Here is a 25,710-nt window from a genome sequence, read left to right on the forward strand (position 1 = left end):
TTTTACTTTAGATGAATTAGTTGAACAATTTGATATAAAAAGAATTTCTAAAGCACCAGCATTATTTGATATTAATAAATTAAAATGGATGAATGGGATTTATATACGAAATCTGAGTTTAGAACAGTTTCATCAATTAGCTTTGTCACATTATCAAAAGATTACTCGTGCTGTAGATTTACTGGCTTTAAGTAAATTATTACAACAACGTGTTTCTTATTTAGATGAAATTGAGGGTATGATTGACTTTATTCAAGATCCTTTACCATTTAATGCTTGTATGTTTATTAATAAAAAAATGAAAACCAATGAAGAACAATCATTAGAAGCCTTACTTTGGTTACAAGAATTATTGAAGCATTGTAAAGATACCAGTATAGATAATTTATATCAACAATTTGTTGCTTTAGCTAAAGAAAAGCATGTTAAAAATGGACAAATTATGTACCCTTTAAGAGTAGCTTTATCTTTTAAAGAAGTAACACCTGGAGGTGCTGTTGAACTGGTTTCTATTCTAGGTCTTCAAGAATCGTTAAGAAGAATTGAACAAGCCATTTTAGGATTAAAAAATAAAAAAGCCTAAATGGCTTTTTATTTTTATATGGTAGTCCATAGGGGGTTCGAACCCCTGAATGCTAGGATGAGAACCTAGTGTGTTAACCGCTTCACCAATGGACCATACCCTATTATAATAGCACTTTATTATACTGATGAAAAGGATAGATTACATTTCATAATTAGAAAAAATAAACTTTTTAAAATGATAAGGATTATAATAGTTTACTGGGTGAAAGTTATGGAATTAAGTATATCGTTGACTAAGCAAATTATGGCAATGTTTATTATGATCTTAGTAGGGTTTATATTGATTAAAAAGAAGATTTGTCGCATCGATGATAGTAAAATGTTATCAGCTATTGTTCTTTACGTAGCAGCACCATGTGCGATTATTAATTCTTTTTTAATTAAATGTACACCAGAAAAGATGAAAGGTTTTATATTAGCTATTGTTGCAGCAATCATTGTCCATATTATTTATATTATGCTTACCTATATATTAGGAAAGTTTTTTCATTTCAATACAATAGAAAAAGCATCTATTATTTATTCTAATTGAGGTAATTTAATTTTACCTTTAGTTCAAATTGTTTTAGGACAAGAAATGGTATTTTATGCTAGTGGGTATATGATTGTACAAACAATTTTACTTTGGACTCATTGTAAATTTATGATTAGTAAAGATAAGTCTTTTGATTTAAAGAAAATATTATTTAATATTAATATTTTATCTATTTTAATTGGTATTATTTTATTTTTTATACAAGTTAGTTTACCTGTTCCGGTTACAAGTGCCATGAATAGTATGTCTAATTTAATGGGACCATTATCCATGTTTGTTATTGGAATGTTACTAGCAAAGATGGATTTAAAAGCTGTTTTTCGTAAAAAAAGAGTTTATTTTATTTGTTTTTTTAGATTAATTGTTTTACCATTGGTTATATTATTCATATTTGTTTATTCAGGAATTGATCATATCGCTCCAAATGGAACATCCATACTTTTGATTTCACTTCTAGCTGCCAGTGCGCCAAGTGCTTCAACAGTGACACAGTTTGCTCAAATTTATGACAATAATCCTGGAGGAGCCAGTGTGATTAATGCTATGAGTGTGATTTTATGTGTAGTAACAATGCCACTGATGATTATGATTTATAATATGTTAATATAGGAGAAAAAGATGAAAAGATGTCATTGGGTAGATGAATCAAGTCAAATTTATAAAGATTATCATGATTATGAATGGGGTCAACCTGTATATGATGATCAAAAATTATATGAAATGTTTTTATTAGAAACATTTCAGGCAGGGCTTTCTTGGATTACGATATTAAAGAAAAGAGAGGCTTTTAAAGAGGCATTTGATCAGTTTGATGTAAATAAAATCGCAAACTATCAAGAAAATAAAATTATAGAGTTAATGAATAATCCTCTTATTATTAGAAATCAAAGAAAAATAAAAGCAGCTATTTGTAATGCTCAAAAATTTATTGATATTCAACAATCTTGGGGCAGCTTTAGTGAATATATATGGCATTTTACCAATCATGAAATCGTTTATCCAACAGATCATCATTTAACACATAATGATTTATCTGATACAATCTCTAAGGATTTAAAGAAAAAAGGAATGTCTTTTGTAGGAACAGTAACGATTTATTCTTTTTTACAAGCCATAGGTATTATTAATGATCATGAAGAAGAATGTTTTTTAGGAGGAAAGAAAGATGTTTGATTTAGATTATTTTAAAAAGATATTAAAGGAAATGATGAGTATTGATAGTCCTAGTGGATTCAGTGACAATATCGCAAAAAAAATAGAAGAGTATGCCTTAGAACTGGGTTATCCTTTTTCACGTAATCAAAAAGGGAATATGATGATTGAGGTACCTGGTTTGGATGAAAGAACTGTTGGTATATGTGCACATGTTGATACTTTGGGAGCGATGGTTCGTTCAATTAAAGACAATGGACATTTAGCGTTTACGCCTATTGGCAGTCCGGTTTTGGCATCAATAGATAGTGAATTATGTCGTATTCATAGCCGTGATGGCAAAGTCTATACAGGTACTTTTTTCTCTAATCATCCTTCTAAACATGTTTATAAACAAGCAAGTCAAGAAGTAAGACAAGAAGAAACAATGGAAGTTATTTTAGATGAAATTGTTCATAATAAAGAAGATGTTTTAAAATTAGGGATTAATAATGGAGATTATATTTGTTTTGATTCTAAAACTGTCATAACAGAGTCAGGATTTATAAAATCTCGATTTTTAGATGATAAATTGAGTGTGGCAATTATTTTTACGGTTTTAAAATATTTAAAAGAGAAGGATATCAAACCAAGTCATCATTTAAAAGTATTGATTTCTACATATGAAGAAGTAGGTCATGGTATGAGTGCTATTCCTCAAGATATTCAAGAACTACTAGCCATTGACATGGGATGCATTGGTGATGACTTACAATGTAGTGAATATCAAGTTTCTATTTGTGCTAAAGATTCTTCAGGACCTTATGATTATCATATGGTAAATGGTTTAATTGATTTAGCTAAGAAGTATGATATTGATTATGCTGTTGATATTTATCCAATGTATGGTAGTGATGTTTCTGCAGCATTGCGTGGGGGAAATGATATTAAAGGGGCATTGATTGGTGCTGGCGTGTTTGCTAGTCATGGTTATGAAAGAACGCATCAAAAGGCAGTTTTAGCGACAATGAATTTATTAATGAGATATCTAACAAAGTAAGTGAAGAATTTCGCTTACTTTTTTGCATGTTTAAGATACAATTGTTTTATAATATAAATAAGGTGATTTTATGAAAAAGAAAATAATAGGACTTATTGTGGGAATAACGATAGTATTAAGTTTTTTTTCAGTAAGTTTATCAATAAAAAGAATTTGTGTTAAAACGATTTCAGATTATAATATCAGTCCTAATATTTCAAATAGGATCGGTGATATTATTTTTGATGATTTTCAACATCTAAATAATCAACAATTATTAAATATGCAAAGTGATATTAAAAGAAGTGCATCACTCTACAAACTTAATAGTGATTATTTTGATAGTTCAATTGATTATATTTTAAATAATCAAAATATCACAATCAATCAAAATCATGTTGATGAATTTTATAATGATATCGTTGATATAGTCGAAAAACGTTTAAATAAGACATTAACATCTAAACAGGTGATATCATTAAAAAAAAACTTAAAGAAAAATATTAATTTTGAGCAACTGTTTAAACAAAAAATAAAAGTATTAAAAAATAGAATTTCAAGTAAAGGCAAATTAATGATTAGGATTTATCGAGTCCTTCATTCACTATTATTTAAAGTCATTTTAATTTCCGGTTATTTGATTTTAAGTTTTTTATTATTAGAAAATAGTTCATCTTCTTTCTTTATTTTTCTTCAAGGAATCAGTTATTTTATCAGTTTTATTTTAGATATCATTTTAATCAATATGATTCAAAACAATTCATATTACTTATCAACCCATTTACTAGGACAAAAAGTAACGATTGATACATCATTTCTACATGTATTATCTTTTATCTATTTAGCTATATCCTTGGTATTGATGATCATTGTTTATTTAAAAACATTTAAAGACAAATAATCATATAATTTGTTTTTTAGATTTAAAATGCTTATAATGATTAAAAATTAAAGGGGGGGGGAAAAAGAATGCTTATAGATGGACATATGCATTTAGAAAATGGACCACTTACTAAAGATTATGTAATGGAATTTGTAAATGCAGCATATAAACAGGGGTTTGATCGTATTCAAATATTAGATCATACTCATCGTTTTAAAGAATTCGAGGGGACATATCAAGGAGTGAAAGACGCTTGTGACAAGCAAGAACAGTGGTTAGCAAATAAAGAGATGAAGTTTAAAGATACTTTGGATGATTATGTTAAATTAATAAAAGAAGTTAAATCATGTGATTTACCAATAGAAGTCTTATTTGGCTTAGAAGTTTGCTATGTACCAGAATACAAAGAAGAAATAAAAAAGATATTAGAACCTTATCATTTTGATTTTTTAGTGGGGGCTATTCATTCAATTGATGGGTTATTATACGATATGTCATGGTCTAAAGAAATCTTATGGGATAAATATGATACCAATAAGATTTATCAAAGATATTATGAACTGATTTTTGATTTAGTAGAAAGTGATTTGTTTACACAGTTAGCACATCCAGATACGATTAAGATGTTTGGTTATTATCCAACATATGATTTAACACCAACATATCAAAAACTAGCACAGTTATTAGTTGAACATCATGTAAAAGGGGAATGTAATACAGGATGTTATTATCGTTATCATCATCCAGATAAAGGTTTATCTAAAGAATTATTACAAATTTTTAGAGAGTATGGTGTTGATATCATTACAGCCAGTGATGCTCATAAGCCAAGTGACGTGGGAACTTGTATAAAAGATGTCTATGATGCTTGTTATCGCTAATTTTTTAGCGATTTTTTTTACGTCTAAATACAAATATGAGAGCATAAAATGTATAGTAGTAAATTTATCACGATGATAGGAATTTATAATTGTATACAATTTTTATGATATTACTAGACAAAGAAGATTGTATACAATATAATGGTGGAAATAAAATAGAAAGGAAGGTTCAATATATGACCGAAAAAAGAGTTTACAACTTTTCTGCTGGACCATCTATGTTACCAGTAGAAGTATTAGAAAAAGCTGCTAAGCAAATGTTAAACTACGAAGGCAGTGGTATGAGTGTAATGGAGATGAGTCATAGATCCTCTTCCTATTTAGATATTTTTAATAAGACTAAAGGATTATTAAAGAAAGTAATGAATATACCAGATGATTATCAAATTGTCTTTATTCAAGGGGGAGCAACACAACAGTTTTCAATGGTACCATTGAATTTATTAAAAAATGGGAAAGCTGATTACATTATTACTGGAGCGTTTTCTAAAAAAGCAGCTGCAGAAGCAAAAAAATACGGGGACATTCACATTGCATATGATGGAAGTAGCAATGATTTTAAACATATTCCTACACAAGATGAATTAGATTTATCAAAAGATGCATCTTATGTACATTTATGTGCAAACAATACAATTTATGGAACAGAATGGAAATATGTTCCTGAAACCAATGGAGTACCTATCGTAGCTGATATGTCATCAAATATCTTATCTAAATCAGTAGATGTATCAAAATTTGGTATGATTTATGCTGGAGCACAAAAAAATATGGGGATTGCTGGATTAGGTGTCGCTATTATCAAAGAAGAATTACTTCAAAAAGTATCTGATACAACACCAGTATTATTAGACTATCAATTAATGATTGATAAAGATTCTATGTATAATACACCACCAGCTTATGCGATTTATGTATTAGGATTAGTGCTTGAGTGGATTGATAACCTAGGGGGATTAGAAGTTATGCAAAAACGTAATCAAGAAAAAGCACAATTATTATATGATTACTTAGATAGTAGTGATTTCTATATTACTCATAGTGATAAAGAAAATCGTTCTTTAATGAATGTCACATTTACTACACCTAATAAAGACTTAGATGCATTGTTTGTAAAAGAAAGTATTGAAACAGGGATGACTAACTTAAAAGGTCATCGTTCTGTAGGGGGAATTCGTGCATCAATTTACAACGCTATGCCATTAGATGGTGTTAAAAAATTAATTGCTTTTATGAAAGATTTTGAAGCAAAAAATAAATAAGGGGAACAATATGTATAAAGTAAAATTAATGAATAAGATTGCTGATGTTGGTTTAAAGCAATTAGATGATCAATATCATTATGGGGAAGATGAAAATCAAGAAGATGCTATTTTACTTAGAAGTGCATCTTTGCATGAATATGATTTTCCGGCATCATTAAAAGCTATTGCCAGAGCAGGAGCAGGCGTTAATAATATTCCTGTAGAAAAATGTAGTGAAAAAGGGATCGTTGTTTTTAATACACCGGGAGCAAATGCGAATGCTGTAAAAGAATTAGTATTATGTGCATTGTTTTTATCATCAAGAAAAATTGTTGAAAGTATTCGTTGGGTTGATACTTTAAAAGATGATGAAAATGTCGCTAAAACAGCAGAAAAAGGAAAATCTCAATTTGTTGGTCCTGAAATTGAAGGAAAGAAATTAGGGGTTATTGGATTAGGGGCAATAGGTGTTAATGTCGCTAATGCAGCTGTTAAATTAGGAATGGATGTTTATGGTTATGATCCATTTATTGGAGTTAATGCAGCTTGGGCTTTATCAAAACATGTTCATCAAGCTAAAAATGTAGAAGATATTTACAAAGAATGTGACTATATTACAATTCATGTTCCAAGTAATAAAGATACTAAAGGTATGATTAATAAAGACGCTTTTGCTTTAATGAAAGATGGTGTAAGACTATTAAATTTTGCTAGAGGGGATTTAGTTAATAGTGATGATTTACTTGCATCCATTGATGAGGGAAAAGTAGAAAGATATATTACTGATTTTGCTCAAGTAGAATATATTGGTAAAGAACATATTGTTGTTTTACCACACTTAGGTGCATCAACACCTGAAAGTGAAGATAACTGTGCTAAAATGGCAGTTAAAGAATTAAAGGATTTCTTAGAAAATGGAAACATTACTAATTCAGTTAACTTCCCAGCAGTTAATCAACCTCGTGAATCAAAAGTAAGATTATGTATTACAAATCGTAATGTACCTAATATCTTAGCTTTAATTTCTAAGTTATTTGCTGATCATTCTTTAAATATTGAAAATATGGTTAATCGTTCTAAAGGGGATTATGCCTATACTTTAATTGATACGAATGATGATGTACGTCAAGATATTATTGAACGTATTGAAGCAGCTAAAGGAATTATTAATGTAAGAGTTATTAAATAATAAAAGGACCTATAAGTTTGTTAAATAACTTATAGGTCTTTTTATTATGTTAAATGAAACTTGCTATTGGTGTTGATAATTATGTATTTTATGATAAAAGAACGAATAAATAGTGATAAGATAATATACTTTTTATAGAGAAGGCGTTTTCTACACAGAACCATATGAGTTACTAAAAAGTTATAATGGGGGAGTTAAAAACGAAACGAGTAAAGAGGCTTTATTGTTCCTTATTTTTGATTATTGAATTGTGTGGCTATGGTCTATTAAAATATAATGGTTATCGATTTACATATTTTTATTCATCTGAAATTGCAAGTAAGTGTGCTCATTTTGAGAATGTCTTTAATATAGTATATCCCATTACTTATGGAATAATGACATTGGTATTTGTGGCTATTTATTTCTTTTATGACAAGCAACTGACAAAAAATGACGATGTATATTTTCTTATCTTTTTTATAGTCATGCATGTATTACAATACATATTAATGCTAAATTGTAACTATCATTTAGTAAGACCAGTAGCGATTGCCTCATTATATAATATATTTGTTATTATGGTCGTATTGTTTATTAAGAAAAGGGAATTGAAATAATAAGAAAAAGGTATCATTTTTATTTGATACCTTTATTTAGTTTTATTCAATTATCCATTTGTAATAGAAAAAAGGCATTTTATCAAACATCAAATAACGAGGCAATAAGTATTGTTGATCGGCTCTAGTCATATTTCTATTTTGATTATAGCTAAAGGCAAGATGGGTAGAGCTGTTCTTTAAATAGCTTTGTGCATTTTGGCTACTTACTCCATAGGGAAAAGCAAAATACTGATTACTAACTATATTAGTATCGAAGTCTTTTTTTATTTCTTCTGTAGATAAAGTTTCTATTTTTTTTAAGTGATGAATTCTAGCAAAATGATGAAGATTATATGAATGTGAATAGTAGGAAACATATTGATCATTCTTTATATCAGCTTGATGTAGATAACCGGCTTTATTATGTTTTACTTTATAGCCAATAACAAAACATGTGGCATGTAGATTGTATTTTTTTATGATTGGTTTAACGACTGTGTTAAAGTTAAGATAACCATCATCAAAGGTTAAACATACAGCCTTTTTTGCAATTTTTTTATTTCCTCGGTAATAATCTTCAACATCTTGCATCGTAAGACATTGATAGTTATTTTGTGCTAAATATTTCATTTGTTGGTCAAATTGACTTTGACTTAAAAAATAAGGATTATTTTGGTAGTGGTTTTGTTTCTCTTGATCACTGACTACACCATGATAACCTAAAACTGGTAAGCCATCTTTGTTATTTTCATGAATAATGATATCTTTACTTATCCAACATAGACCAATAATAAGATAACTACATAATAAGGTCAGCAACATTTTTTTAAAATCTTTCATTTTATCACCGCAATCATTATAACAAAATTCACTATTCTAATAAAAGAAAAAAGTATATAATGCTTTTAGTGAGGTGTATTATGTCAGTTTATATTTATCCAATTAAAGCAGGATTGATGATTTTTCCTATCTTAGCGATTATTTTTACAATTCCTTATATTATCAGTCAATATCGTAAATATGGGGCTATGTTGCTTACAAGAATTGTGGTTGTCTACTCATTTATATTGTATTTATTATGTGCATATTTTATGGTTTTACTTCCTTTACCAAAAGAAGATATTCCTAGACTTGCAACGACAATGCAACTTGTTCCTTTTCATTTTGTAGATATGATTTTAGCTTGTCATTTTCATTCTATTGTTGATTTTGTTAAAAATCCTTATGTTTACCAAGCTTTTTTCAATATTCTCCTTACTTTACCTTTAGGGGTATATTTGAGATATTATTTTAAAAAAAGCTGGTTCAGTGTTTTTATTTTAGGATTTTTGATGTCTTTATCATTTGAATTATTACAATTAACAGGGATATGTGGGGTTTATCAATATCCTTATCGTTTATTTGATGTAGATGATATCATTGTAAATACCTTTGGAGCAATGGTAGGGTATTGGATTACACCATTATTGACTTGTTTTTTACCGAGTAAAGATAAGCTTATTGAAAAATCATATATTAAAGGGACAAAAGTTTCATTTATTAGAAGATTAGTAGGTTTTGTGATTGATCTTTTTGTGATGTATTTATTTGATATGATCATAATATGCTTATTTAAGCAAATAGATAAAAATGTAAGATTGGTTATCTTTGTGTTCATTTATTTTTGTGTTATTCCAGCGTTATGCAATGGTCAAACATTGGGCAAAAAGATAGTGAAAATTGCATTGAGAGATGAACAAAATGAAGTTCCTAGAATAACGAATCTAATGATTCGTTATGGCTCACTTTGGTTTGTGATTGCTGGTATTCCCCAAATTTTACAATATGAAATGAGTCAATTAAATCATAGTCATTTATTGATATGGCTCATCATATTTGTTTGTATTTTTACATTAGTTTACTTTGTTTATCAAGTATTTGTACATAGCATGATTACTCATGATGATTTATTTTATGAAAAGTGGAGTCATATTCATGAAATCAGTATAATAAAAGAACCTCAGTAAGGTTCTTTAAAAGGCAGATGTTAAAGATATTCTGTCTTTTATTTTATTGTAAATCATAACTGAAATAAGTATTTTAACAAAATCACCGGGAATAAATGGAATAACACACATCATTAAAGAGGGTCCTAATGCCATTTTTGTAAGTAACATAAACCATGCGGTTCCGATTATATAACAAACTAAAGATCCAATAAAACAGGCTATATAGGATGAATATTTTCTTGATAAATAACTTATAAGCATAGCCATGATTGGAAAGGCAAATAAATAACCACCAGTATAACCTACTAAAGAAGCGATACCCCCATGAAATCCAGCAAATACAGGTAATCCAATGGCACCCATTAGTAAATAAACAAAACAAGTAAAAAATGCTTCTTGAGGAGTCAATACTAATGAAAGTAGATAGACAGCTAAAGTTTGTAAGGTAATAGGGACATAACCCGGTAAATCAATTTTAATTTGTGATAAAAGTGCTAATAAACAAACCATTAAAGCACAATAACATATTTCTTTTACTTTGAAGTTCAAACTAAACACCTCCTGGAGTTATCCTAACAAACTCCAAGGTTTTTGTCAATAAAGACTTTGAACGAATAAAGCGATGAGAAATTCTTTAGTAAATAAACTAGGAATGATATTAGGTAAATTATCAGGATTAGATAAAAAATAACTTAGACTTTGTTTGCTGGTAAGATCTTTTAAATTTTGTCCTAATTGTTTAAATAAAAGACGATCATCTTCATTAATTTTAAAATGTTTTTTGACTTCTTGAATAACATTATCAAATTCATAAATCGTATCATGTTGGTAAGATAAGTAATCCATAGTAATCTCTAATCCTAAAATAAAATAATCATCCAACTGAATTTGATCAAGATAAGTATCTGCTTTGAGTAGTTGAGTAAGGGGAATACTGTCATTACCAATAGCACGGTTTAAAATAGTATGATTCAGTTGATTTTCGTAATTTAAAACTTTGTGATAAAAGGTTTGACATATATTCTGAGGTACTTTTTCATTTTTAAATGTATAGCGATATCCCTTTAGTTTGTTAAATGCTTTAAGGGTATCATAATAACCGAGACAGATTCTAAAATCCAATAAAGTACGATCAAAATCTAAGAAACCACCTAGTGGTAAACTTGGTCTGATGACTTTAATACCAGGACGATGAAGTAAATACTCATGAGTAGCTTCTTGATTAAGTTCAATAGCGATAATTGATTTAGCTCCCATATCTAAGGCTAGAGAGATTGGAAGATTGTCAAAGTAACCACCGTCAATGTATCCTTGTTGATCAATTTCATGAATAGGAAAAGCAGGGAAACATGATGCAGAAGCAATAGCATACTCAACGATATTTGTATCATTCATTTGATCGACTGTTATTTCAATAGGTTTTAATTGAGGGAACGTAACAGTAACCAAACCATATTTTGTAGATGAATTTTTTGCTTTTTTACCATCATAAAGTGAATGAATTAAATTCTTTAAAGGAGTAATATCAGCTCCTTTTTTATTAATATAAGATTTAAAAAAGGACATCATTAAGTTTGATTGTTGTAACATAGATTCAATTGAAAAATCAAATTGAATAGGATCAGTTAATACTTGATCTAAAGATAATGTATCCCATAAATGATAGAGTTTATCATAGTCATGTTGTGCCACTAATAGACCATTTAAAGCACCAATAGAAGTCCCTGTGACAATATCAAACTCATATCCTAATTCTTTTAAAGCTTTTATACATCCAGCTTCGTAAGCACCTTTAGCGCCACCGCCAGATAAAACTAAACCATATTTCATAACATCACATCCTTATAAATAAATTATACAAAAAAAGACTTAAAAATACCAAGAAAGATATTTTTAAGTCCTCAATTCTATTGGTTCATCAGTTCATAAGTTAATTCACCAAGCATTGTAATTCCTTTTACAATTTGTTCAGGAGATTCACTCGTGAAGGATAATCTAAATCCTTGACTAGGGTAGTTAGTAGCAAAACAATACCCTGGAACAATCGCAATATGCTTAGCAACAGCCGCTTGCAAGAACGATTCAGGTTTGATTTTGTCTGGTAAAGTAAACCATACAAACATCCCCCCATCAGGTGCTTTAAATTGAACATCAGGATGAAAGGTTTTTTTCATTGTTTCTACCATAAGTGTACTTTTTCTTTGATAAATTTCACTCACTCTTTTAATATGTTGTTTCATATCAACGGTATTTAAAAAACGTGTAATGACATATTGTGACCAGTTTGTAGCAGCACCACCACTCGCACCTTTCATAATAGCAAAGTGATCAGTAATATCTTTATCAGCCACTATAGCACCTAGACGAATACCTGGAGAGATGATTTTTGATAAACTAGCAAGATAAATTACAATTCTTGCATCATCAAATGATTTATAACTTGGAACAGATGTTCCTTTAAAACGTAAAGTTCCATAAGGATTATCTTCAAGAATTAAAACATGATATTTTTTACATAATTCATAAATTGCTTTTCTTCTTTCTAGTGTTGTCGTAAGACAAGTAGGATTTTGAAATGTTGGAATAGTATAAAGAAGTTTAGGTTGTGGCTTTCTTTGAAAAGCTTGTTCTAATAATTCTAAATCTAATCCTTCATCATCCATTGGTACACCAATTAATTTTGCATTATTACTTTTAAAACCATTTAATGCACCAATAAAACTAGGATCTTCAACAACCATGTAATCACCTTCATCTAAGAAGACTTTAGCAGCCATTTCTAGTCCTTCCCCGGAACCAGAAGTAATCATAATATCGTCACTTTCCTTAACGACAGGTTCTAAAGAATTAAAGAAAGTTTTAATAGCTTTTTGTAAACCAGTATAAGCAGGTTTAGGTGCATATTGTAAGATTTCATAAATAGAATCATTTAAGACCTCTTGTGATAATTTTTGGATTTCTTCAACCGCAAATGATTCACGATCAGGAAATCCTGGCGAAAAGTTGATCATATCAGGTCCTGCAGCATCAACAAGAACTTGACGAATCATGCTAGGTGTGAATTGATTAAATCTTTTTGAGTATTGATAATTCATTGTTGTTCCCCTTTTTATGTATAGATTATTCCTTAACATTATAGGCGTTGTTTGTTATAATAACAAGCATAAGGAGGAAGAACATGAAAGAAGTTGTTAAAACAAATCAAGCTCCTGGTGCTATTGGACCATATAGTCAAGGAATTCATGTAGGTAACACTTACTATTTTTCAGGACAAATTCCATTAGTTCCAGAAACAGGGAAAATGCCAGAAGGTATTGAAGCACAAGCACATCAAGCATTAAAAAATGTTAAAGGATTATTAGAAAGCCAAGGATTATCTTTTAAAGATGTTGTTAAAACAACAGTATTTTTAGATAATATGGATGACTTTGTTACTGTAAATGGAATTTATGCAGAGTATTTTGGAGAACCTTATCCTGCAAGATCTGCAGTAGAAGTAGCAAAACTTCCTAAAGGAGCTTTATTAGAAGTAGAAGTTATCGCAGTAAAATAAAAAGAGCATAAGCTCTTTTTTTATAAAAATAGAATGGCGATAATACCAACAACTAAACAATAATATGAAAAATAATTTAGTTTCTTTTTATTTAAGATGCTAAATAATAAATGTAATGCCAAGTAAGTTACAACTCCACTGACAATAAAACTAATTAAATAAGGAAGCCATAAAGCAGCAACAGTTGAACTTGTTAAAAAGTGTTTTAATTTTAAAATAATAGCCCCAAAACTCACAGGCATAAACATAAAGAATGAAAAATCTCTGGCTGCTTTTTGATCTAAACCACCAAGCATTCCTCCAGTTAAAGTAGAACCACTACGAGAGATCCCAGGAAGTAAAGCAAATAATTGGAAAATTCCCATTCTAAGGGCATCCCATAAATTTAAATTCTTTGTTGTTCTTCTTCCTTTATAACCAAATTTATGAATAAGCATTAAGAAGATAGCAGTAATTAAAAGCATACAACCTACGAATTTAGCGTTAGAAAAGGCACTTTCAATTTTATCATTAAACAATGCTCCACCAATAGCAGCTGGAATGGTAGCTACAATAAGTAACATACAAAAACGAAAATCAGGTAATAAAGTTTGTCTTTCTTCAGGTTTAGCAATATAACTAAAGAATGATTTGATTAAACGAATGATATCTTGACGATAATAATACATAATCGCAATGAGTGATCCGGTATTAACAATAACTTCAAAAGTCACATCATTCATTTGGGGAACCATTAACCCCATTTTAGAAAAAAGACTTTGGAATAAAACTAAATGTCCGCTACTAGAAATAGGAATAGGTTCAGAAAAACCTTGAATGGCACCTAAAATAGCGTACACAATAATATCTTTTAATAGTTTCATAATTTCACCTCGACACTCATTATATATTAAATAAATATAAAAATATACTAAAACATTTTTAATGGTTAAAAACATATATATATATATTAGGAGGAGATTATGGAGAGGATTATCGTAAATTGGGTTAAAGAAGATGAAGAATTACTAGAACCATATGAGTGGTATCCGGGTGACGATATAGAATTTATTACTTCTTTAACAATGTATCATGTTGATGATGAAACTTTACATGATTTTATATATGGTTGTCTGCAAGTATTAGATCATCATTTATATAATAAAGTATTTGCTTTAGGTAATGGTTTTTATACGATTGTAGTAGAAACGGATGAAAAAGGAAAATTATGTTATCGCAGTGTTTTAAATATTGAAGATCGAAAACGCATCAATGAAGAGATTGCAAGTTTACCACATACAGTCATCACCTATTTTATGTATGATGAAGGGGAAATGAAGGAATATGGTTTAACTCGTGATGAAAGAATAAAAAAGCAATTTATTGATCAAAGATTAGATGAACTTTATATTCATCAGTTGAGTGACTTTATTCATCTTGTTCGTTCACTATATATTAAAGAAAAAGAGAATATGAAGATGTATTTTATTTTAAAAAAGAAAATAGAACACGGTTATTCATTTATTCATGAATATCTTTATCATGAATTACTTAAACCACAATATAAAAAGAAATAAGCTTTGCTTATTTCTTTATTGTAATACCCATTTTTCTTTCTACTTTAGCTAATTTCTTACGAGCAATTCTACGAGCTGTTTGGGCTCCTTCGTTTAATACAGTATCAATATAATCACCTTGAATAATTTCTTGATAACGATCATGAATTTTTTGTAGTTCTTGACCAACAACTTCAGCTAAATCTTTTTTGAATGTTCCATAACCACTATTTTCATATTGTTTTTCTAATTCAGGAATTGATTTTTCACTTAAAATAGAATAAATAGTAAGTAAATTAGAAATACCTGGTTTATTTTTAACGTCATAAATAATCTTATTATCACTATCAGTTACCGCAGACATGATTTTCTTTTTAGATACATTAATATCATCTAAAATATAAATACATCCTTTACCTGTTTCATCAGATTTAGACATTTTTTTAGTAGGGTCTTGTAAATCCATAATACGACCACCAACTTTAGGAACAATAGGTTCAGGTAATTTGAATGTTTCACTATAACGATTATTAAATCTTTCAGCAATATCACGTGCAAGTTCACAATGTTGTTTTTGGTCTTCACCAACAGGTACATAATCAGGATCATACATTAAAATATCAGCATTCATCAATGAAGGATAATTAAATATTCCTGCACCAATTGATTCATTTTTACCTATTTTACTTGCTTTATCTTTATATTGAGTCATTCTTGATAATTCACCCATAGAAACCATACATCCTAGATACCAACCTAGTTGGGCATGTTCTAACACATCAGATTGTAAAAATAAAGTTACTTTTTGAGGATCAAGACCTGCTGCCAAATAGAGTGCAATTAAATCCTTTGTGTTTTTTCTTAAATCTTTAGGTTCTTGATAAACTGTCATACTATGTAAGTTAGCGACAAATACAATCATTTCATATTCATCTTGATAACTTACAAATGGTTTAATGGCTCCAATATAATTTCCTAGAGTCACTCTTCCGGTTGGTTTAATACCACTTAACATTCTTTTCATATTATTTCCTCCTTTAATAAAAAAACATCTATCCTAAAAAGGACAGATGTTGTCTGTTATACCACCTTTTGAATGCTATCACATTTTTGCCTTGTAACGTGGGCTTACGTCAAAAGATACTCGTTGCCTTTCCCCTTTGCCTTCATGGGTCCATTTGCCAAGTTGCTTACTATCTAGATTTCACCATCCTAGACTCTCTTTGAGGGCTTTCCTTGTTTTATCTCCCAATCACAAGTTTATTTACTTATTAAAAGTATCATAGAGAAATTCTTTTGTCAATATGAGCTATTATATATAATAATAAAAATAAAGATAGAAAATAAGTAAAAATCATGTATAATTGTCATAAAGGAGATGATAGGATGATTCGCATATATACAGCACCAAGTTGTGCATCATGTCGAAAGGTAAAAGCATGGTTAAAAGATCATCAGATTCCTTATGTTGAAAAAAACATTTTTTCAACTTTACTTCGTAAAGAAGAATTAAAAGAACTGTTAGAACGTAGTGAAAATGGAACCGATGATATTATCTCTAAACGTAGTAAAATTATTAAAGAAAACAAGGTAGACATTGAATCAATGTCAGTTAATGATTTAATTGAATTTATTCAAGAGAATCCTTCAATTTTAAAAAGACCTATTATGATTGATGAAAAGAGATTTCAGGTTGGATATAATGCAGAAGAAATTCGTGTATTTATTCCTCGTGAATTAAGACAATTAGCAGAATGTGATCATGTTGAAAATTGTCCACAATTTAAAAAAGAAAAAGGTTTTGTAAGTTTTAAAGAAGCATATTTAAAAGATAAAATGAAGTCAAACAATTAGTTTGACTTTTTATATTTTGTTTAATATTTAAACAAAATATGTCATTTATATGCTATAATGAATATAGTATTTGGATTTACTTTATTTAAAACAAATCCAAAATAGCAGGGGCTTTACTTTAAAAAAGTCGAAATATATTTGGAGGGAAAAAAGATGAAAAAATTATGGAAGTTCATGTTGGTGCTGGTACTTTCAGTAGCCATGATTGGATGTTCATCAAAGGATGATGAATCAGCAACGGTAAAAAAACAAGTCAATAGTTTCTTTACTGCATTACAAAAAGGAGATACTGATAAAGTACAAAAACTATGTTCTGCTTCTGTTAGTAAACAGTTAGGATTAACTGCGTTAGATCAACAATTTGAACAATTTACTGACACTGAAACTTATGGGGAAACATTTATTAAAGAAGCAAATAAATTCAAAGAAGACGTTTTTAGCTCATTATTTGAAAATATAAAAATTGGGAAAATCACTGTTAAAGATGATAAAGCTACAGTAGTTGTATCAGGGAAAGCAAAAGATTATAATGGAATAAACTTTGACTCAAGCGAAGTGGAAACTTTAGTTCAAAATTATATCAATGAACATATGAGTGAATTTGCTGGAATGACAAGTCAAAAAGAAATGACTGTTAAATTATTTGATGATGTTTCTAAAGATATGTTTGATGTTTTGAAAAATCAATTAAAAGATGTTAAATCAACTTCATTTAAATCAAAATTAACTTTATCAAAGATTGATGATAAATGGAAAATTACAGAAATGGATAATTAAAAAAATGGCGCTTATTTAAGCGTCATTTTCATTCTTTTAATTTTACTATCGCAATTCTTTTTATATGATAAGTGATAATGTTTTAAAATAGATAACCATTTTTGGTATCCTTCTTCTTTATTTAATACCTCTAATTCCATTTCATAATCTTTGACACCATTATATTCATTGTCATCTAGAGAAAGGATACCTTCTTTTAATTCAATATCACTGCGTATTGTTTTTAAATAATGCTGACAGTTCAAATCTTGATAGGCAATATTTAAATCCTTTAGAATAGTAAATATTTCATTATCTACAGGTTGATGATGAAATATTTTATTTTTTATTGTTTCATCAATTTGAATGTTCATTTCTTTAAGACCGGATGAGGATGGTCTTTTTAATGTTAGTTCATAACTATTCTTTTTTTTTCTAATACGTAAAGAATATTGCAGTTGGTCTAATATAGGATGCATTAAATAATAATTTGTTTGACTGTAAGTTTCTTTTATTTGATTTTTAAAATCATTTTTTATTTTTTGATACATTTCTTTAGTGAGTAAGATTTTAAATTCAATTTCTAGTTGTTCCATATTTCCCTCTTTTATAAATATTTTTCGTGATATATAATGATATTATAATATAAGACAGGCAGGAAGCGAAGATGAAATACACATTAGTGGTAAGAAATGATGATCTTTCTAAGAAATTGGCAGAAGATATTCATCATGGATTAAAAGATGAACTTATATATGATAATCAAAAACCAGATTTAGTGATTTCTGTTGGTGGGGATGGAACAATATTAGAGGCTGTTCATCAATATATGGATGTTGATTGTTATTATGTTGGCATACATACGGGAACGCTAGGCTTTTTTACAGATTATCAAAGAGATGAAGTTGACGAGTTAATTCATGATATTAAAAAGAATGAATATCATTGTATGCCAAGACATCTGTTAGAAGTGAAGGTGCACTTAAAGGATGAAACCAAAACACTTTATGCATTAAATGAAATGCGTTTGGATCATGGTTTTTCAACTCAAGTGATTTCAGTTTATATTAATGATGTTTTATTAGAGGTATTTAGAGGAAATGGTTTATGCGTTTCTACTCCTTCAGGATCAACAGCTTATAATAAGTCTTTAGGTGGTGCTTTGATTTATCCAGGTATTCCTTTAATGCAGTTAACAGAAGTAGCAGGAATTCATCATAATGCTTATCGTAGTTTAGGATCGAGTTTGATTTTAGATGATCGACAAACTATTAAATTAAAAGGTGATTTTAAAGATTTATGGTTAGGAATTGATCATTTGCAGTATTCATTTCAAGATGTGGAAAGTATAGAAGTTCATTTATCAAAGAGAGCTATGAAATTCATTGAGTATAAAGAAATGTCATTTATTAAAAGAGTAAGAAGGGCTTATATTCATTCATGAGAAGAATTATTCAAGAAAAAATAATATTAAAAGATTATTTAAAGACGCTTGATATTTCTAAAGCAATGATTAAAAGAATTAAAAATCATGGTGATTTTCTAGTTAATGGTCAACATGTGACAGTACGTTATTTATTACAAAAAGATGATGTCTTAAACATCATCTTTCCTTTAGAACTATCTTGTATTGAACCGGATGATATTCCTTTAAAGATTGTTTATGAAGATGAATACTATTTAGTCATTGATAAACAGGCAAACATTCCTTGTATTCCTACAAAAAGATATCCTCATCACACGTTAGCCAACGGCTTAATTAAATATTTCAATGATCATCATATTTTAGCTACGGTACATCTTGTTAATAGATTAGATAAAGAAACGCAAGGTTTAATGTTGATTGCTAAAGATAGTCGATCACATTATTTATTAAGTCAAGATATTAAACAGGTAAAAAGAGTTTATCACTGTTTAGTAGAAGGTACATTAAAAGGTGAAGGTATCATTGATAGTCCTATCGCTAAAGCTCATGATTCGATTAAAAGAATTATTTCTAAAGATGGTAAAGAAGCAAGAACATATTATCGTGTATTAAAAAATATTGAGGATAAAACACTTGTTGAATGTATCTTAGATACAGGAAGAACTCATCAAATTAGGGTTCATTTAAGTAGTATTGGTTATCCTTTAGCTGGAGATCAGCTTTATGGTGCTAAAGAAAACACATTGTTTTATTTGGATAGTGTCGAACTCTCTTTTGTTCATCCTTATACGAAAGAATTTTTAGAATTTAAAAAAGAGGATAAATATGATTGTAAAGATTAAGTAAGGAATAGATATGCTTTAAAAACAATCAAAAAGACGAGTAATCGTCTTTTTTAATAAAAAAGGAATTCATTTTATTGAATTCCTAGTAATATCTATTTTTTCTATTTTCAATTCTTGATTGACGGTAAATATCAAAACAAATTCCCATAGCAATCATATAAGAAAGTAATGATGATCCTCCATAAGAAATAAATGGAAGAGTAATACCGGTAATCGGTAGTAATCCTAGAAGCATACCAATATTCCAAAATTGTTGAAATATTAAGCAACCAAATACACCGGCAATGAAGTAACGATCCTTATTATTTTTAGTCTGTAAACCAATTCTTAAAATAATGACATCAAGTGCTAAGATAGCAACTAAAGTAACAATGCCGCCAACAAATCCAAAACCTAAGGTAATGACTGCAAAAATAAAGTCAGTTTGAGGTTCTTGTAAAGAAATAATAATTGATTTAAAACCATGACCAAACCAACCAGCTGTACCATAAGCCATCATAGCATTATATAACTGGTAGCCTTGATCTTGATAAGTTCCTTCAGGATCTAGCCAACCATAAATACGATCTAATTTATGCCCGGTAAAGATATGAGTAAAAATATCATGTTGATAAATAAATAAGTAAACTAAAATAGTAATACCTATAATTAAAGCACCTGCACCTATGGCATACCATTTATGATTAATACCTGCGACAAAGAGAATAAAAATAATAGAAGCAAGCATAATTAATGTAACACCAGCATCATTTTGGAGATAAACTAAGATCATTGGTGGTAATGCAACAGCTAAAACTTTACCAATAAGGCGCATATCACTTTCAAAGTCATGAACTGTATAAGTGCTGTTATGATCAGATATAATTTGTGACATACAAATAATTAAGGCAATTTTCATGAATTCTGATGGTTGGAATGAAAAGCCTGGAAAATTATACCAAGATGTTGCACCATTGGTTTCATGTGCAAAAGGAACAATGGAAGCACCAAAGTGGTAAACAGAAAATCTTTCAATAACCAATCCTATTAAAAACACCATCAAAATACCATAAATAATCCACATTGATGAATATAAACGATCATTTTTAAATTTTAATATACAAAAAATAATGATAGCTCCTAAACCATAATAAAGAACTTGTTTTAACCATAAACTGCCGGGATTAGGTATCGTCGTAACATAAGGAGCGGCACATTTTACAGCAATACAACTAATAGTTGATAAGATTGCTATAATGATAATGAGGGGCCAGCATATCAGTGACTCGTTGTTATTTTTCATGTTGTTCCTCCTTATTTTCTAGTTTTTAAATTCAAGATATAGTATACTATAAATATATGATAAATAAAGATTTTTTTATGGAGGATTGTATATGCAAGCGTATTTTATTTATATAGCTATTGTTATTGCCATTTTACTTATTGGCTGGTTTATTTTTTCAAAGGTGTTAAAAAATAAAACACCTAAAGGAATTGAAAATAGAGAATTACCTATTTCTATTGATGATTTAATTGCTTCATTAGGGGGAATAGATAATATTAAAGAAAGTGTGGCCAATGGAAGTAAGATGACATTTTTCTTAAATGATGATGATCTTGTAAAGATAGATGAATTAAAAGCTTTAGGAGCAAGTGGTATTATTCAATCTACGGGAAAAATTACAGTGATTATGGGTAAATTTTCTACTGAAATTAGTGAATTAGTGAATAGTCGTAAATAAGCAGAGTGGTCTGCTTATTTTAGTTAAGGAGGTGCTTTGATGAATATTAAAGATCGATTAACAAGTTATGAGCCACTATTTCAACATTACTATGTTGAAGAAGTGATTGATAGTCATGATAATGAAACAATTATCAGAGTTAAAAAAGATGATTATTTACAAAGTGTTGCATATGTAAAAATTATTTCGATATATGGTCATGATTTACCTGTTGAAGAATTAGAAAGCCAAGCTAAAGAAATGAAAGAATCTATGTTAAATAGTGATCACTATGAAGATGATGAACAATATTTAATTGAAGATAATCAAGCAAACATTATAGGTATTGATTTATGTATTTTACTTGATCAAGAAAAATATGATGAAGAGATGTTTGAATCTCAAGATTTTTCACGATTATATGATATTGGATTATATTACTATGATAATCATGATTATATTAAAGCTTTAGAATATTTTAAGCAGGGTGAACTGGTTGATGATCCTGATTGTTTATGTATTATTGGCTATATGTATGAACGTGGTTTTGGATTGCCTCAAGATTTTCAATTAGCTGCTAAATATTATCGTAAGGCAACGGATTTAGGAAGTGCTGTAGCGAGTTGTAATTTAGCGTATTTTTATGAAACCGGTAGAGGTGTTGAACAAGATTATAATGAAGCCTATCATTTCTATAGTTTAGGTTTACCGGTGAAGTTCCCTCGTTCCATTTACAATGTAGGTTATTGTTTAAAAAATGGTTATGGGGTAAAAAAAGACGAAAAAAAAGCCATTGAATATTTTGTGGAAGCAGCCCAAGTGGGGTATTTAGAAGCCATTTGTGCTTTAGGTGAGTGTTATGAATTTGGCGATGGTGTCAATCAAGATGATCATCAAGCTTTTATTTATTATGAACAAGCGAGTAATCAAGGACATATTGGTTGTCAATACCGCTTAGGAAGGTTTTATGAATTAGGACGAGGATGCAGACAAGACTTAAAAAAGGCTGTTTATTGGTATCAAGAAGCCAGCCTTGAAAATTATCCTCCAGCACTTACATCATTAGCGTTATGTTACGACTATGGTCAAGGAGTAGACCAAGATATTGGAAAGGCAAGACACTTATATCAAGTTGCTGCTAGACAAGGATATCGTCATGGACAGTTTTGTTTAGGATATTTTTATGAAAGACATGAAGAAATAAAATATTATGCATACCGTAGTAGTTATTGGTATAAACAAGCTTCAAAACAAAATGAAGTTCAAGCTATGATAGCTCTAGGTTATTTTTATGAGACTGGATTTGGTGTGAAGAAAAATCAAAACAAAGCCTTTCAGCTTTATCAAAAAGCCGCAGCTTTAAATTATGTCCCTGCGATGTGTAATGTTGCTTATTGTTATGAAACAGGAATAGGAACAGAAGTTGATATAAAACAAGCTATTCATTATTACCAACAAGCAGCGATTGAGGGGTATCCTCGAGCTATGTGTAATTTAGCTTATTTATATGAATTTGGTATTGGTACAACCCAAGATAAAGAGACAGCATTAGCACTTTATCAAAAAGCTGCTACGCTACAATATCCTATAGGTCAATACCAATTAGCACTTGCTTATGAAGAAGGGGATCTGATTGAACAAGATTATCAACAGGCCTTGCATTATTATCAATTAGCTGGTAAAACTTATGCTCCAGCACTTTATCGTATGGGGATGATGCATAAAGATGGTAAAGGGGTAAGTCAAGATGATACAAAAGCTATGGATTATTTCTATCAAGCGATTAAAATGGATCGTGAACCACGAGCTATGTATCAAATGGCATTATATGTTGAAAAAGGAATGACGTCTTTAAAGTCTCAAGAGATGATTTCTTACTTACAAGAATCAGCTAATAAAGAATATGCACCTGCTATGGTTTTATATGGAAATTATTTAGAACAAGGTAAATACTGTGATCCACAACCTGAAAAAGCATTTCCTTATTATCAAAAGGCAGCCAGTCAGGGCTACCCAGAAGGTGAATACTTTTTAGGTTTAGCATACGAACAGGGTCAAGTGATAAAACAAGATTATAGTCAAGCTATGCAGTATTATAAATTAGCATCTAAAGACTATGCTCCGGCTTTAACACGTATTGGTATTATGTATAAAGAAGGGAAAGGCGAAGCAATAGACCATATAAAAGCCATGCATTATTTTCATGAAGCAATTGAAATGGATCATGAACCGGGTGCTTTATATCAATATGCTTTATGTATTGAAGAAGGATATAGTTATTTAGAAAAGAAAGAAATGATTCATTATTTACAACAAGCAGTTGAACAAAATTATATACCAGCCCATATTTTATATGGTCAGTGTTTGGAATATGGAAAATATGTAGAAAAAGATGTTCATGAAGCTTATTTTCATTATCTTACAGCATTACAAGCAGGGAGCCCAGATGGTTATTACCATGTAGGGAAAATGTTGTTTTATGGTATTTATCCTAGTTTAGATAAAAAACAAGCATTTGATCTTTTTAAAACAGCAATTTGTGGTGGACAGATTGAAGCATGTTTTATGCTTGGATATATGTATCATTATGGTGATGGTATTGAAAAAGATCTTGAACAAGCAAAATATTATTATACCCTTGCTATGCAAGGTGGAATACAAGAAGCTAAAGAAGAATTAGATAAAATTGAGGTGGAAAAATGAGTTTTGAAGCAAAATTAAAACAATATGCAAAATTAATAGTAGAATCAGGATTAAATGTGCAAAAACAACAAACTGTTGTCATTCAAGGATCTATTGAAAGTGCACCTTTAATCAAAGAAGTAACAAGACAAGCCTATCAAATAGGAGCTAAGGAAGTCGTTGTACACTTCCATGATGATGAAATATCAAGAATGAAATATGATTATAATGATGTCTCATTTTTTGAAGATGTTCCACAATGGTTATCATCTTTTAAAAATGATTATGCTAAACAAAATGCATGTTTCTTATATATTGAAGATAGTGATCCTGAAGTAATGAAAGGCATTGATCCTTTAAAGATTTCAACTTGGCAAAAAGCATGTCATCAAGCATTTAAACCTTATTATGAATTATCAGATAATATGACTAATGCTTGGTGTATTGTAGCAAGCAGTTCATTACGATGGGCAAATATTGTTTTTCCGGATATGTCTGATCAAGAGGCTAAGGATGCTTTATGGAATGCTATTTTTAAGGCAGCTAAAATTGATGGGGTACATGATCCGGTTGAAATCTGGCAAGCACATCGTCAAAGTTTTGAAAAACGAGTTAATTATTTAAATAATTTAAATTTAACTTCTTTACATTATAAAAATAGTTTAGGTACTGATATTACAATAGGATTAAATCCGAATTATTTATTTGCTGGAGGGGGAAGTTATTTAAAAAATGGTGTTTATAATTTTCCTAATATTCCTACTGAAGAAATATTTACTTCACCCAATTATCAAGAAGCAGAAGGGATTGTTTATAGTTCAATGCCTTTAAATTATGGTGGAAACCTTATTGATGAATTCTACCTAAGATTTAAAGAAGGGCGTGTTATTGATTTTGGAGCAAAAACGGGTTATGAATTATTAAGAAGTATTATTGAAACTGATGAAGGAAGTCATCATTTAGGAGAAATAGCTTTAATTCCTTATGATTCACCTATCCATAATTTAGGAATTTTATTTTATAATACTTTATTTGATGAAAATGCTTCTTGTCACTTTGCTTTAGGAAAAGGATTTAGTGAATGTATTCAAGGTGGCAATGATAAAGATAAAGATGAACTTAAACAAATGGGGGTTAATGATTCTTTAACTCATGTTGATTTTATGTTAGGTACAAGTGATTTATCTATTGAAGGTACATGTCAAGATGGCTCTGTTGTAACAATCTTCAAAGATGGTCAATTTGTATTTTAGTAAAAACACTCAGTGATATGATATTGACTTCATTAAGACAAATGTATAAT

General features: G+C 29.4%; 26 protein-coding genes, 1 tRNA gene and 1 pseudogene. 19 read left to right on the top strand and 9 right to left on the bottom strand.

The window, feature by feature from the left end; genetic code table 11:
- Positions 1-583: pseudogene (locus DW911_RS11140) on the top strand (glutamate--tRNA ligase); the annotation flags it as partial.
- A gap of 19 nt (positions 584-602) precedes the next feature.
- On the opposite strand, the gene DW911_RS06220 reads toward DW911_RS11140, so the two are convergent.
- Positions 603-678: transfer RNA gene (locus DW911_RS06220), tRNA-Glu, on the bottom strand.
- A gap of 118 nt (positions 679-796) precedes the next feature.
- Here DW911_RS06220 and DW911_RS11145 point away from each other — a divergent pair.
- From DW911_RS11145 to DW911_RS06255, 8 genes are all read left to right on the top strand, one after another.
- On the top strand, positions 797-1,117 hold the full coding sequence (locus DW911_RS11145; protein WP_233543033.1) for an AEC family transporter: 321 nt from the start codon (positions 797-799) through the stop codon (positions 1,115-1,117).
- A 45-nt stretch (positions 1,118-1,162) separates the two neighbouring features.
- The gene (locus DW911_RS11150; RefSeq protein ID WP_233543040.1) at positions 1,163-1,729 is read left to right on the top strand and encodes an AEC family transporter; all 567 of its coding nucleotides are present in this window, start codon (positions 1,163-1,165) and stop codon (positions 1,727-1,729) included.
- A gap of 9 nt (positions 1,730-1,738) precedes the next feature.
- Entirely contained in the window at positions 1,739-2,293 is a 555-nt protein-coding gene (locus tag DW911_RS06230) for a DNA-3-methyladenine glycosylase I (RefSeq protein ID WP_118607606.1), read from the top strand.
- A complete protein-coding gene (locus tag DW911_RS06235) occupies positions 2,286-3,311 on the top strand; it encodes a M42 family metallopeptidase (RefSeq protein WP_118432872.1) in 1,026 nt (341 codons plus the stop codon). Before DW911_RS06230 ends, DW911_RS06235 begins: the two co-directional genes overlap by 8 nt.
- A gap of 70 nt (positions 3,312-3,381) precedes the next feature.
- Positions 3,382-4,191 (top strand): hypothetical protein, encoded by an 810-nt coding sequence (locus DW911_RS06240; protein ID WP_118432873.1) that lies wholly within the window; start codon positions 3,382-3,384, stop codon positions 4,189-4,191.
- Positions 4,192-4,259: 68 nt separating this feature from the next.
- A complete protein-coding gene (locus DW911_RS06245; protein ID WP_233541856.1) occupies positions 4,260-5,054 on the top strand; it encodes a histidinol-phosphatase HisJ family protein in 795 nt (264 codons plus the stop codon).
- A gap of 176 nt (positions 5,055-5,230) precedes the next feature.
- Entirely contained in the window at positions 5,231-6,316 is a 1,086-nt protein-coding gene (gene serC / locus DW911_RS06250) for a 3-phosphoserine/phosphohydroxythreonine transaminase (RefSeq protein WP_118607607.1), read from the top strand.
- Positions 6,317-6,326: 10 nt separating this feature from the next.
- Positions 6,327-7,487: a phosphoglycerate dehydrogenase gene (locus tag DW911_RS06255; protein WP_118607608.1), complete on the top strand. Its 1,161-nt coding sequence runs from the start codon at positions 6,327-6,329 to the stop codon at positions 7,485-7,487.
- Between the two features lie 641 nt (positions 7,488-8,128).
- Here the strand turns inward: DW911_RS06255 and DW911_RS06260 are convergent.
- Positions 8,129-8,908, bottom strand: a complete 780-nt coding sequence (locus tag DW911_RS06260) for a polysaccharide deacetylase family protein (protein ID WP_118607609.1) — start codon at positions 8,906-8,908, stop codon at positions 8,129-8,131.
- An 80-nt stretch (positions 8,909-8,988) separates the two neighbouring features.
- On the opposite strand from DW911_RS06260, the gene DW911_RS06265 reads away from it, so the two are divergent.
- Positions 8,989-10,074, top strand: a complete 1,086-nt coding sequence (locus DW911_RS06265; RefSeq protein WP_158568205.1) for a VanZ family protein — start codon at positions 8,989-8,991, stop codon at positions 10,072-10,074.
- 6 nt (positions 10,075-10,080) lie between these two features.
- Here the strand turns inward: DW911_RS06265 and DW911_RS06270 are convergent, their stop codons facing one another.
- The 3 genes from DW911_RS06270 to DW911_RS06280 all read right to left on the bottom strand — a co-directional run bounded on the left by DW911_RS06270 (position 10,081) and on the right by DW911_RS06280 (position 13,151).
- A complete protein-coding gene (locus DW911_RS06270) occupies positions 10,081-10,605 on the bottom strand; it encodes a biotin transporter BioY (protein ID WP_118432878.1) in 525 nt (174 codons plus the stop codon).
- A 45-nt stretch (positions 10,606-10,650) separates the two neighbouring features.
- The gene (locus DW911_RS06275) at positions 10,651-11,886 is read right to left on the bottom strand and encodes a patatin-like phospholipase family protein (RefSeq protein ID WP_118432879.1); all 1,236 of its coding nucleotides are present in this window, start codon (positions 11,884-11,886) and stop codon (positions 10,651-10,653) included.
- Positions 11,887-11,963: 77 nt separating this feature from the next.
- Positions 11,964-13,151, bottom strand: coding sequence for an aminotransferase-like domain-containing protein (locus DW911_RS06280; protein ID WP_118607610.1), 1,188 nt, complete (start codon positions 13,149-13,151; stop codon positions 11,964-11,966).
- Positions 13,152-13,234: 83 nt separating this feature from the next.
- Here DW911_RS06280 and DW911_RS06285 point away from each other — a divergent pair, with 83 nt between their 5' ends.
- The gene (locus DW911_RS06285) at positions 13,235-13,609 is read left to right on the top strand and encodes a RidA family protein (protein WP_118432881.1); all 375 of its coding nucleotides are present in this window, start codon (positions 13,235-13,237) and stop codon (positions 13,607-13,609) included.
- A 20-nt stretch (positions 13,610-13,629) separates the two neighbouring features.
- Here DW911_RS06285 and DW911_RS06290 read toward each other — a convergent pair whose 3' ends face one another.
- Positions 13,630-14,472, bottom strand: coding sequence for an undecaprenyl-diphosphate phosphatase (locus DW911_RS06290; protein WP_118432882.1), 843 nt, complete (start codon positions 14,470-14,472; stop codon positions 13,630-13,632).
- A 99-nt stretch (positions 14,473-14,571) separates the two neighbouring features.
- Between DW911_RS06290 and DW911_RS06295 the strand changes: the two genes are divergently transcribed.
- The gene (locus DW911_RS06295; protein ID WP_118432883.1) at positions 14,572-15,165 is read left to right on the top strand and encodes a hypothetical protein; all 594 of its coding nucleotides are present in this window, start codon (positions 14,572-14,574) and stop codon (positions 15,163-15,165) included.
- A gap of 7 nt (positions 15,166-15,172) precedes the next feature.
- Here the strand turns inward: DW911_RS06295 and trpS are convergent, their stop codons facing one another.
- Complete coding sequence (gene trpS / locus DW911_RS06300) at positions 15,173-16,168, bottom strand: tryptophan--tRNA ligase (protein WP_118432884.1); 996 nt, start codon at positions 16,166-16,168, stop codon at positions 15,173-15,175.
- 362 nt (positions 16,169-16,530) lie between these two features.
- On the opposite strand from trpS, the gene spx reads away from it, so the two are divergent.
- Positions 16,531-16,998, top strand: coding sequence for a transcriptional regulator Spx (gene spx, locus DW911_RS06305; protein WP_118432885.1), 468 nt, complete (start codon positions 16,531-16,533; stop codon positions 16,996-16,998).
- 153 nt (positions 16,999-17,151) lie between these two features.
- On the top strand, positions 17,152-17,775 hold the full coding sequence (locus DW911_RS06310; protein WP_118432886.1) for a hypothetical protein: 624 nt from the start codon (positions 17,152-17,154) through the stop codon (positions 17,773-17,775).
- Positions 17,776-17,786: 11 nt separating this feature from the next.
- On the opposite strand, the gene DW911_RS06315 is transcribed toward DW911_RS06310, so the two are convergent.
- The gene (locus DW911_RS06315) at positions 17,787-18,350 is read right to left on the bottom strand and encodes a CYTH domain-containing protein (protein WP_118432887.1); all 564 of its coding nucleotides are present in this window, start codon (positions 18,348-18,350) and stop codon (positions 17,787-17,789) included.
- 71 nt (positions 18,351-18,421) lie between these two features.
- Here DW911_RS06315 and DW911_RS06320 point away from each other — a divergent pair, with 71 nt between their 5' ends.
- Both DW911_RS06320 and DW911_RS06325 read left to right on the top strand, forming a co-directional pair.
- On the top strand, positions 18,422-19,198 hold the full coding sequence (locus DW911_RS06320; protein WP_118432888.1) for an NAD kinase: 777 nt from the start codon (positions 18,422-18,424) through the stop codon (positions 19,196-19,198).
- Complete coding sequence (locus DW911_RS06325; RefSeq protein ID WP_118432889.1) at positions 19,195-20,022, top strand: RluA family pseudouridine synthase; 828 nt, start codon at positions 19,195-19,197, stop codon at positions 20,020-20,022. Before DW911_RS06320 ends, DW911_RS06325 begins: the two co-directional genes overlap by 4 nt.
- Before the next feature lie 85 nt (positions 20,023-20,107).
- Here the strand turns inward: DW911_RS06325 and DW911_RS06330 are convergent, their stop codons facing one another.
- Positions 20,108-21,307 (bottom strand): FtsW/RodA/SpoVE family cell cycle protein, encoded by a 1,200-nt coding sequence (locus DW911_RS06330; protein ID WP_118432890.1) that lies wholly within the window; start codon positions 21,305-21,307, stop codon positions 20,108-20,110.
- A 91-nt stretch (positions 21,308-21,398) separates the two neighbouring features.
- Here DW911_RS06330 and DW911_RS06335 point away from each other — a divergent pair, with 91 nt between their 5' ends.
- Genes DW911_RS06335 through DW911_RS06345 form a run of 3 tightly spaced genes read left to right on the top strand, consistent with a single transcriptional unit; the run spans position 21,399 to position 25,660 of the window.
- On the top strand, positions 21,399-21,746 hold the full coding sequence (locus DW911_RS06335; RefSeq protein WP_118432891.1) for a hypothetical protein: 348 nt from the start codon (positions 21,399-21,401) through the stop codon (positions 21,744-21,746).
- Positions 21,747-21,785: 39 nt separating this feature from the next.
- Positions 21,786-24,428, top strand: a complete 2,643-nt coding sequence (locus tag DW911_RS06340; RefSeq protein ID WP_118607611.1) for a tetratricopeptide repeat protein — start codon at positions 21,786-21,788, stop codon at positions 24,426-24,428.
- Positions 24,425-25,660: an aminopeptidase gene (locus DW911_RS06345; protein WP_118432893.1), complete on the top strand. Its 1,236-nt coding sequence runs from the start codon at positions 24,425-24,427 to the stop codon at positions 25,658-25,660. Before DW911_RS06340 ends, DW911_RS06345 begins: the two co-directional genes overlap by 4 nt.
- Positions 25,661-25,710: the final 50 nt, after the last annotated feature.

The organism is Erysipelatoclostridium sp. AM42-17, from assembly GCF_003480255.1.
In the GTDB taxonomy this organism is placed as follows: Bacteria; Bacillota_I; Bacilli_A; order Erysipelotrichales; family Coprobacillaceae; genus Faecalibacillus.

Coding starts and splice junctions, on each gene's coding strand:
- DW911_RS06310 (WP_118432886.1), top strand. CDS start 17,152: ATGAAAAAATTATGGAAGTTCATGTTGGTGCTGGTACTTTCAGTAGCC.
- DW911_RS06275 (WP_118432879.1), bottom strand. CDS start 11,886: ATGAAATATGGTTTAGTTTTATCTGGCGGTGGCGCTAAAGGTGCTTAC.
- DW911_RS06345 (WP_118432893.1), top strand. CDS start 24,425: ATGAGTTTTGAAGCAAAATTAAAACAATATGCAAAATTAATAGTAGAA.
- DW911_RS06315 (WP_118432887.1), bottom strand. CDS start 18,350: ATGGAACAACTAGAAATTGAATTTAAAATCTTACTCACTAAAGAAATG.
- serC (WP_118607607.1), top strand. CDS start 5,231: ATGACCGAAAAAAGAGTTTACAACTTTTCTGCTGGACCATCTATGTTA.
- DW911_RS11150 (WP_233543040.1), top strand. CDS start 1,163: ATGGTATTTTATGCTAGTGGGTATATGATTGTACAAACAATTTTACTT.
- DW911_RS06230 (WP_118607606.1), top strand. CDS start 1,739: ATGAAAAGATGTCATTGGGTAGATGAATCAAGTCAAATTTATAAAGAT.
- DW911_RS06265 (WP_158568205.1), top strand. CDS start 8,989: ATGTCAGTTTATATTTATCCAATTAAAGCAGGATTGATGATTTTTCCT.
- DW911_RS06290 (WP_118432882.1), bottom strand. CDS start 14,472: ATGAAACTATTAAAAGATATTATTGTGTACGCTATTTTAGGTGCCATT.
- DW911_RS06320 (WP_118432888.1), top strand. CDS start 18,422: ATGAAATACACATTAGTGGTAAGAAATGATGATCTTTCTAAGAAATTG.
- DW911_RS06330 (WP_118432890.1), bottom strand. CDS start 21,307: ATGAAAAATAACAACGAGTCACTGATATGCTGGCCCCTCATTATCATT.
- spx (WP_118432885.1), top strand. CDS start 16,531: ATGATTCGCATATATACAGCACCAAGTTGTGCATCATGTCGAAAGGTA.
- DW911_RS06325 (WP_118432889.1), top strand. CDS start 19,195: ATGAGAAGAATTATTCAAGAAAAAATAATATTAAAAGATTATTTAAAG.
- DW911_RS06240 (WP_118432873.1), top strand. CDS start 3,382: ATGAAAAAGAAAATAATAGGACTTATTGTGGGAATAACGATAGTATTA.
- trpS (WP_118432884.1), bottom strand. CDS start 16,168: ATGAAAAGAATGTTAAGTGGTATTAAACCAACCGGAAGAGTGACTCTA.
- DW911_RS06285 (WP_118432881.1), top strand. CDS start 13,235: ATGAAAGAAGTTGTTAAAACAAATCAAGCTCCTGGTGCTATTGGACCA.
- DW911_RS06280 (WP_118607610.1), bottom strand. CDS start 13,151: ATGAATTATCAATACTCAAAAAGATTTAATCAATTCACACCTAGCATG.
- DW911_RS06295 (WP_118432883.1), top strand. CDS start 14,572: ATGGAGAGGATTATCGTAAATTGGGTTAAAGAAGATGAAGAATTACTA.
- DW911_RS06255 (WP_118607608.1), top strand. CDS start 6,327: ATGTATAAAGTAAAATTAATGAATAAGATTGCTGATGTTGGTTTAAAG.
- DW911_RS06335 (WP_118432891.1), top strand. CDS start 21,399: ATGCAAGCGTATTTTATTTATATAGCTATTGTTATTGCCATTTTACTT.
- DW911_RS11145 (WP_233543033.1), top strand. CDS start 797: ATGGAATTAAGTATATCGTTGACTAAGCAAATTATGGCAATGTTTATT.
- DW911_RS06260 (WP_118607609.1), bottom strand. CDS start 8,908: ATGAAAGATTTTAAAAAAATGTTGCTGACCTTATTATGTAGTTATCTT.
- DW911_RS06340 (WP_118607611.1), top strand. CDS start 21,786: ATGAATATTAAAGATCGATTAACAAGTTATGAGCCACTATTTCAACAT.
- DW911_RS06245 (WP_233541856.1), top strand. CDS start 4,260: ATGCTTATAGATGGACATATGCATTTAGAAAATGGACCACTTACTAAA.
- DW911_RS06235 (WP_118432872.1), top strand. CDS start 2,286: ATGTTTGATTTAGATTATTTTAAAAAGATATTAAAGGAAATGATGAGT.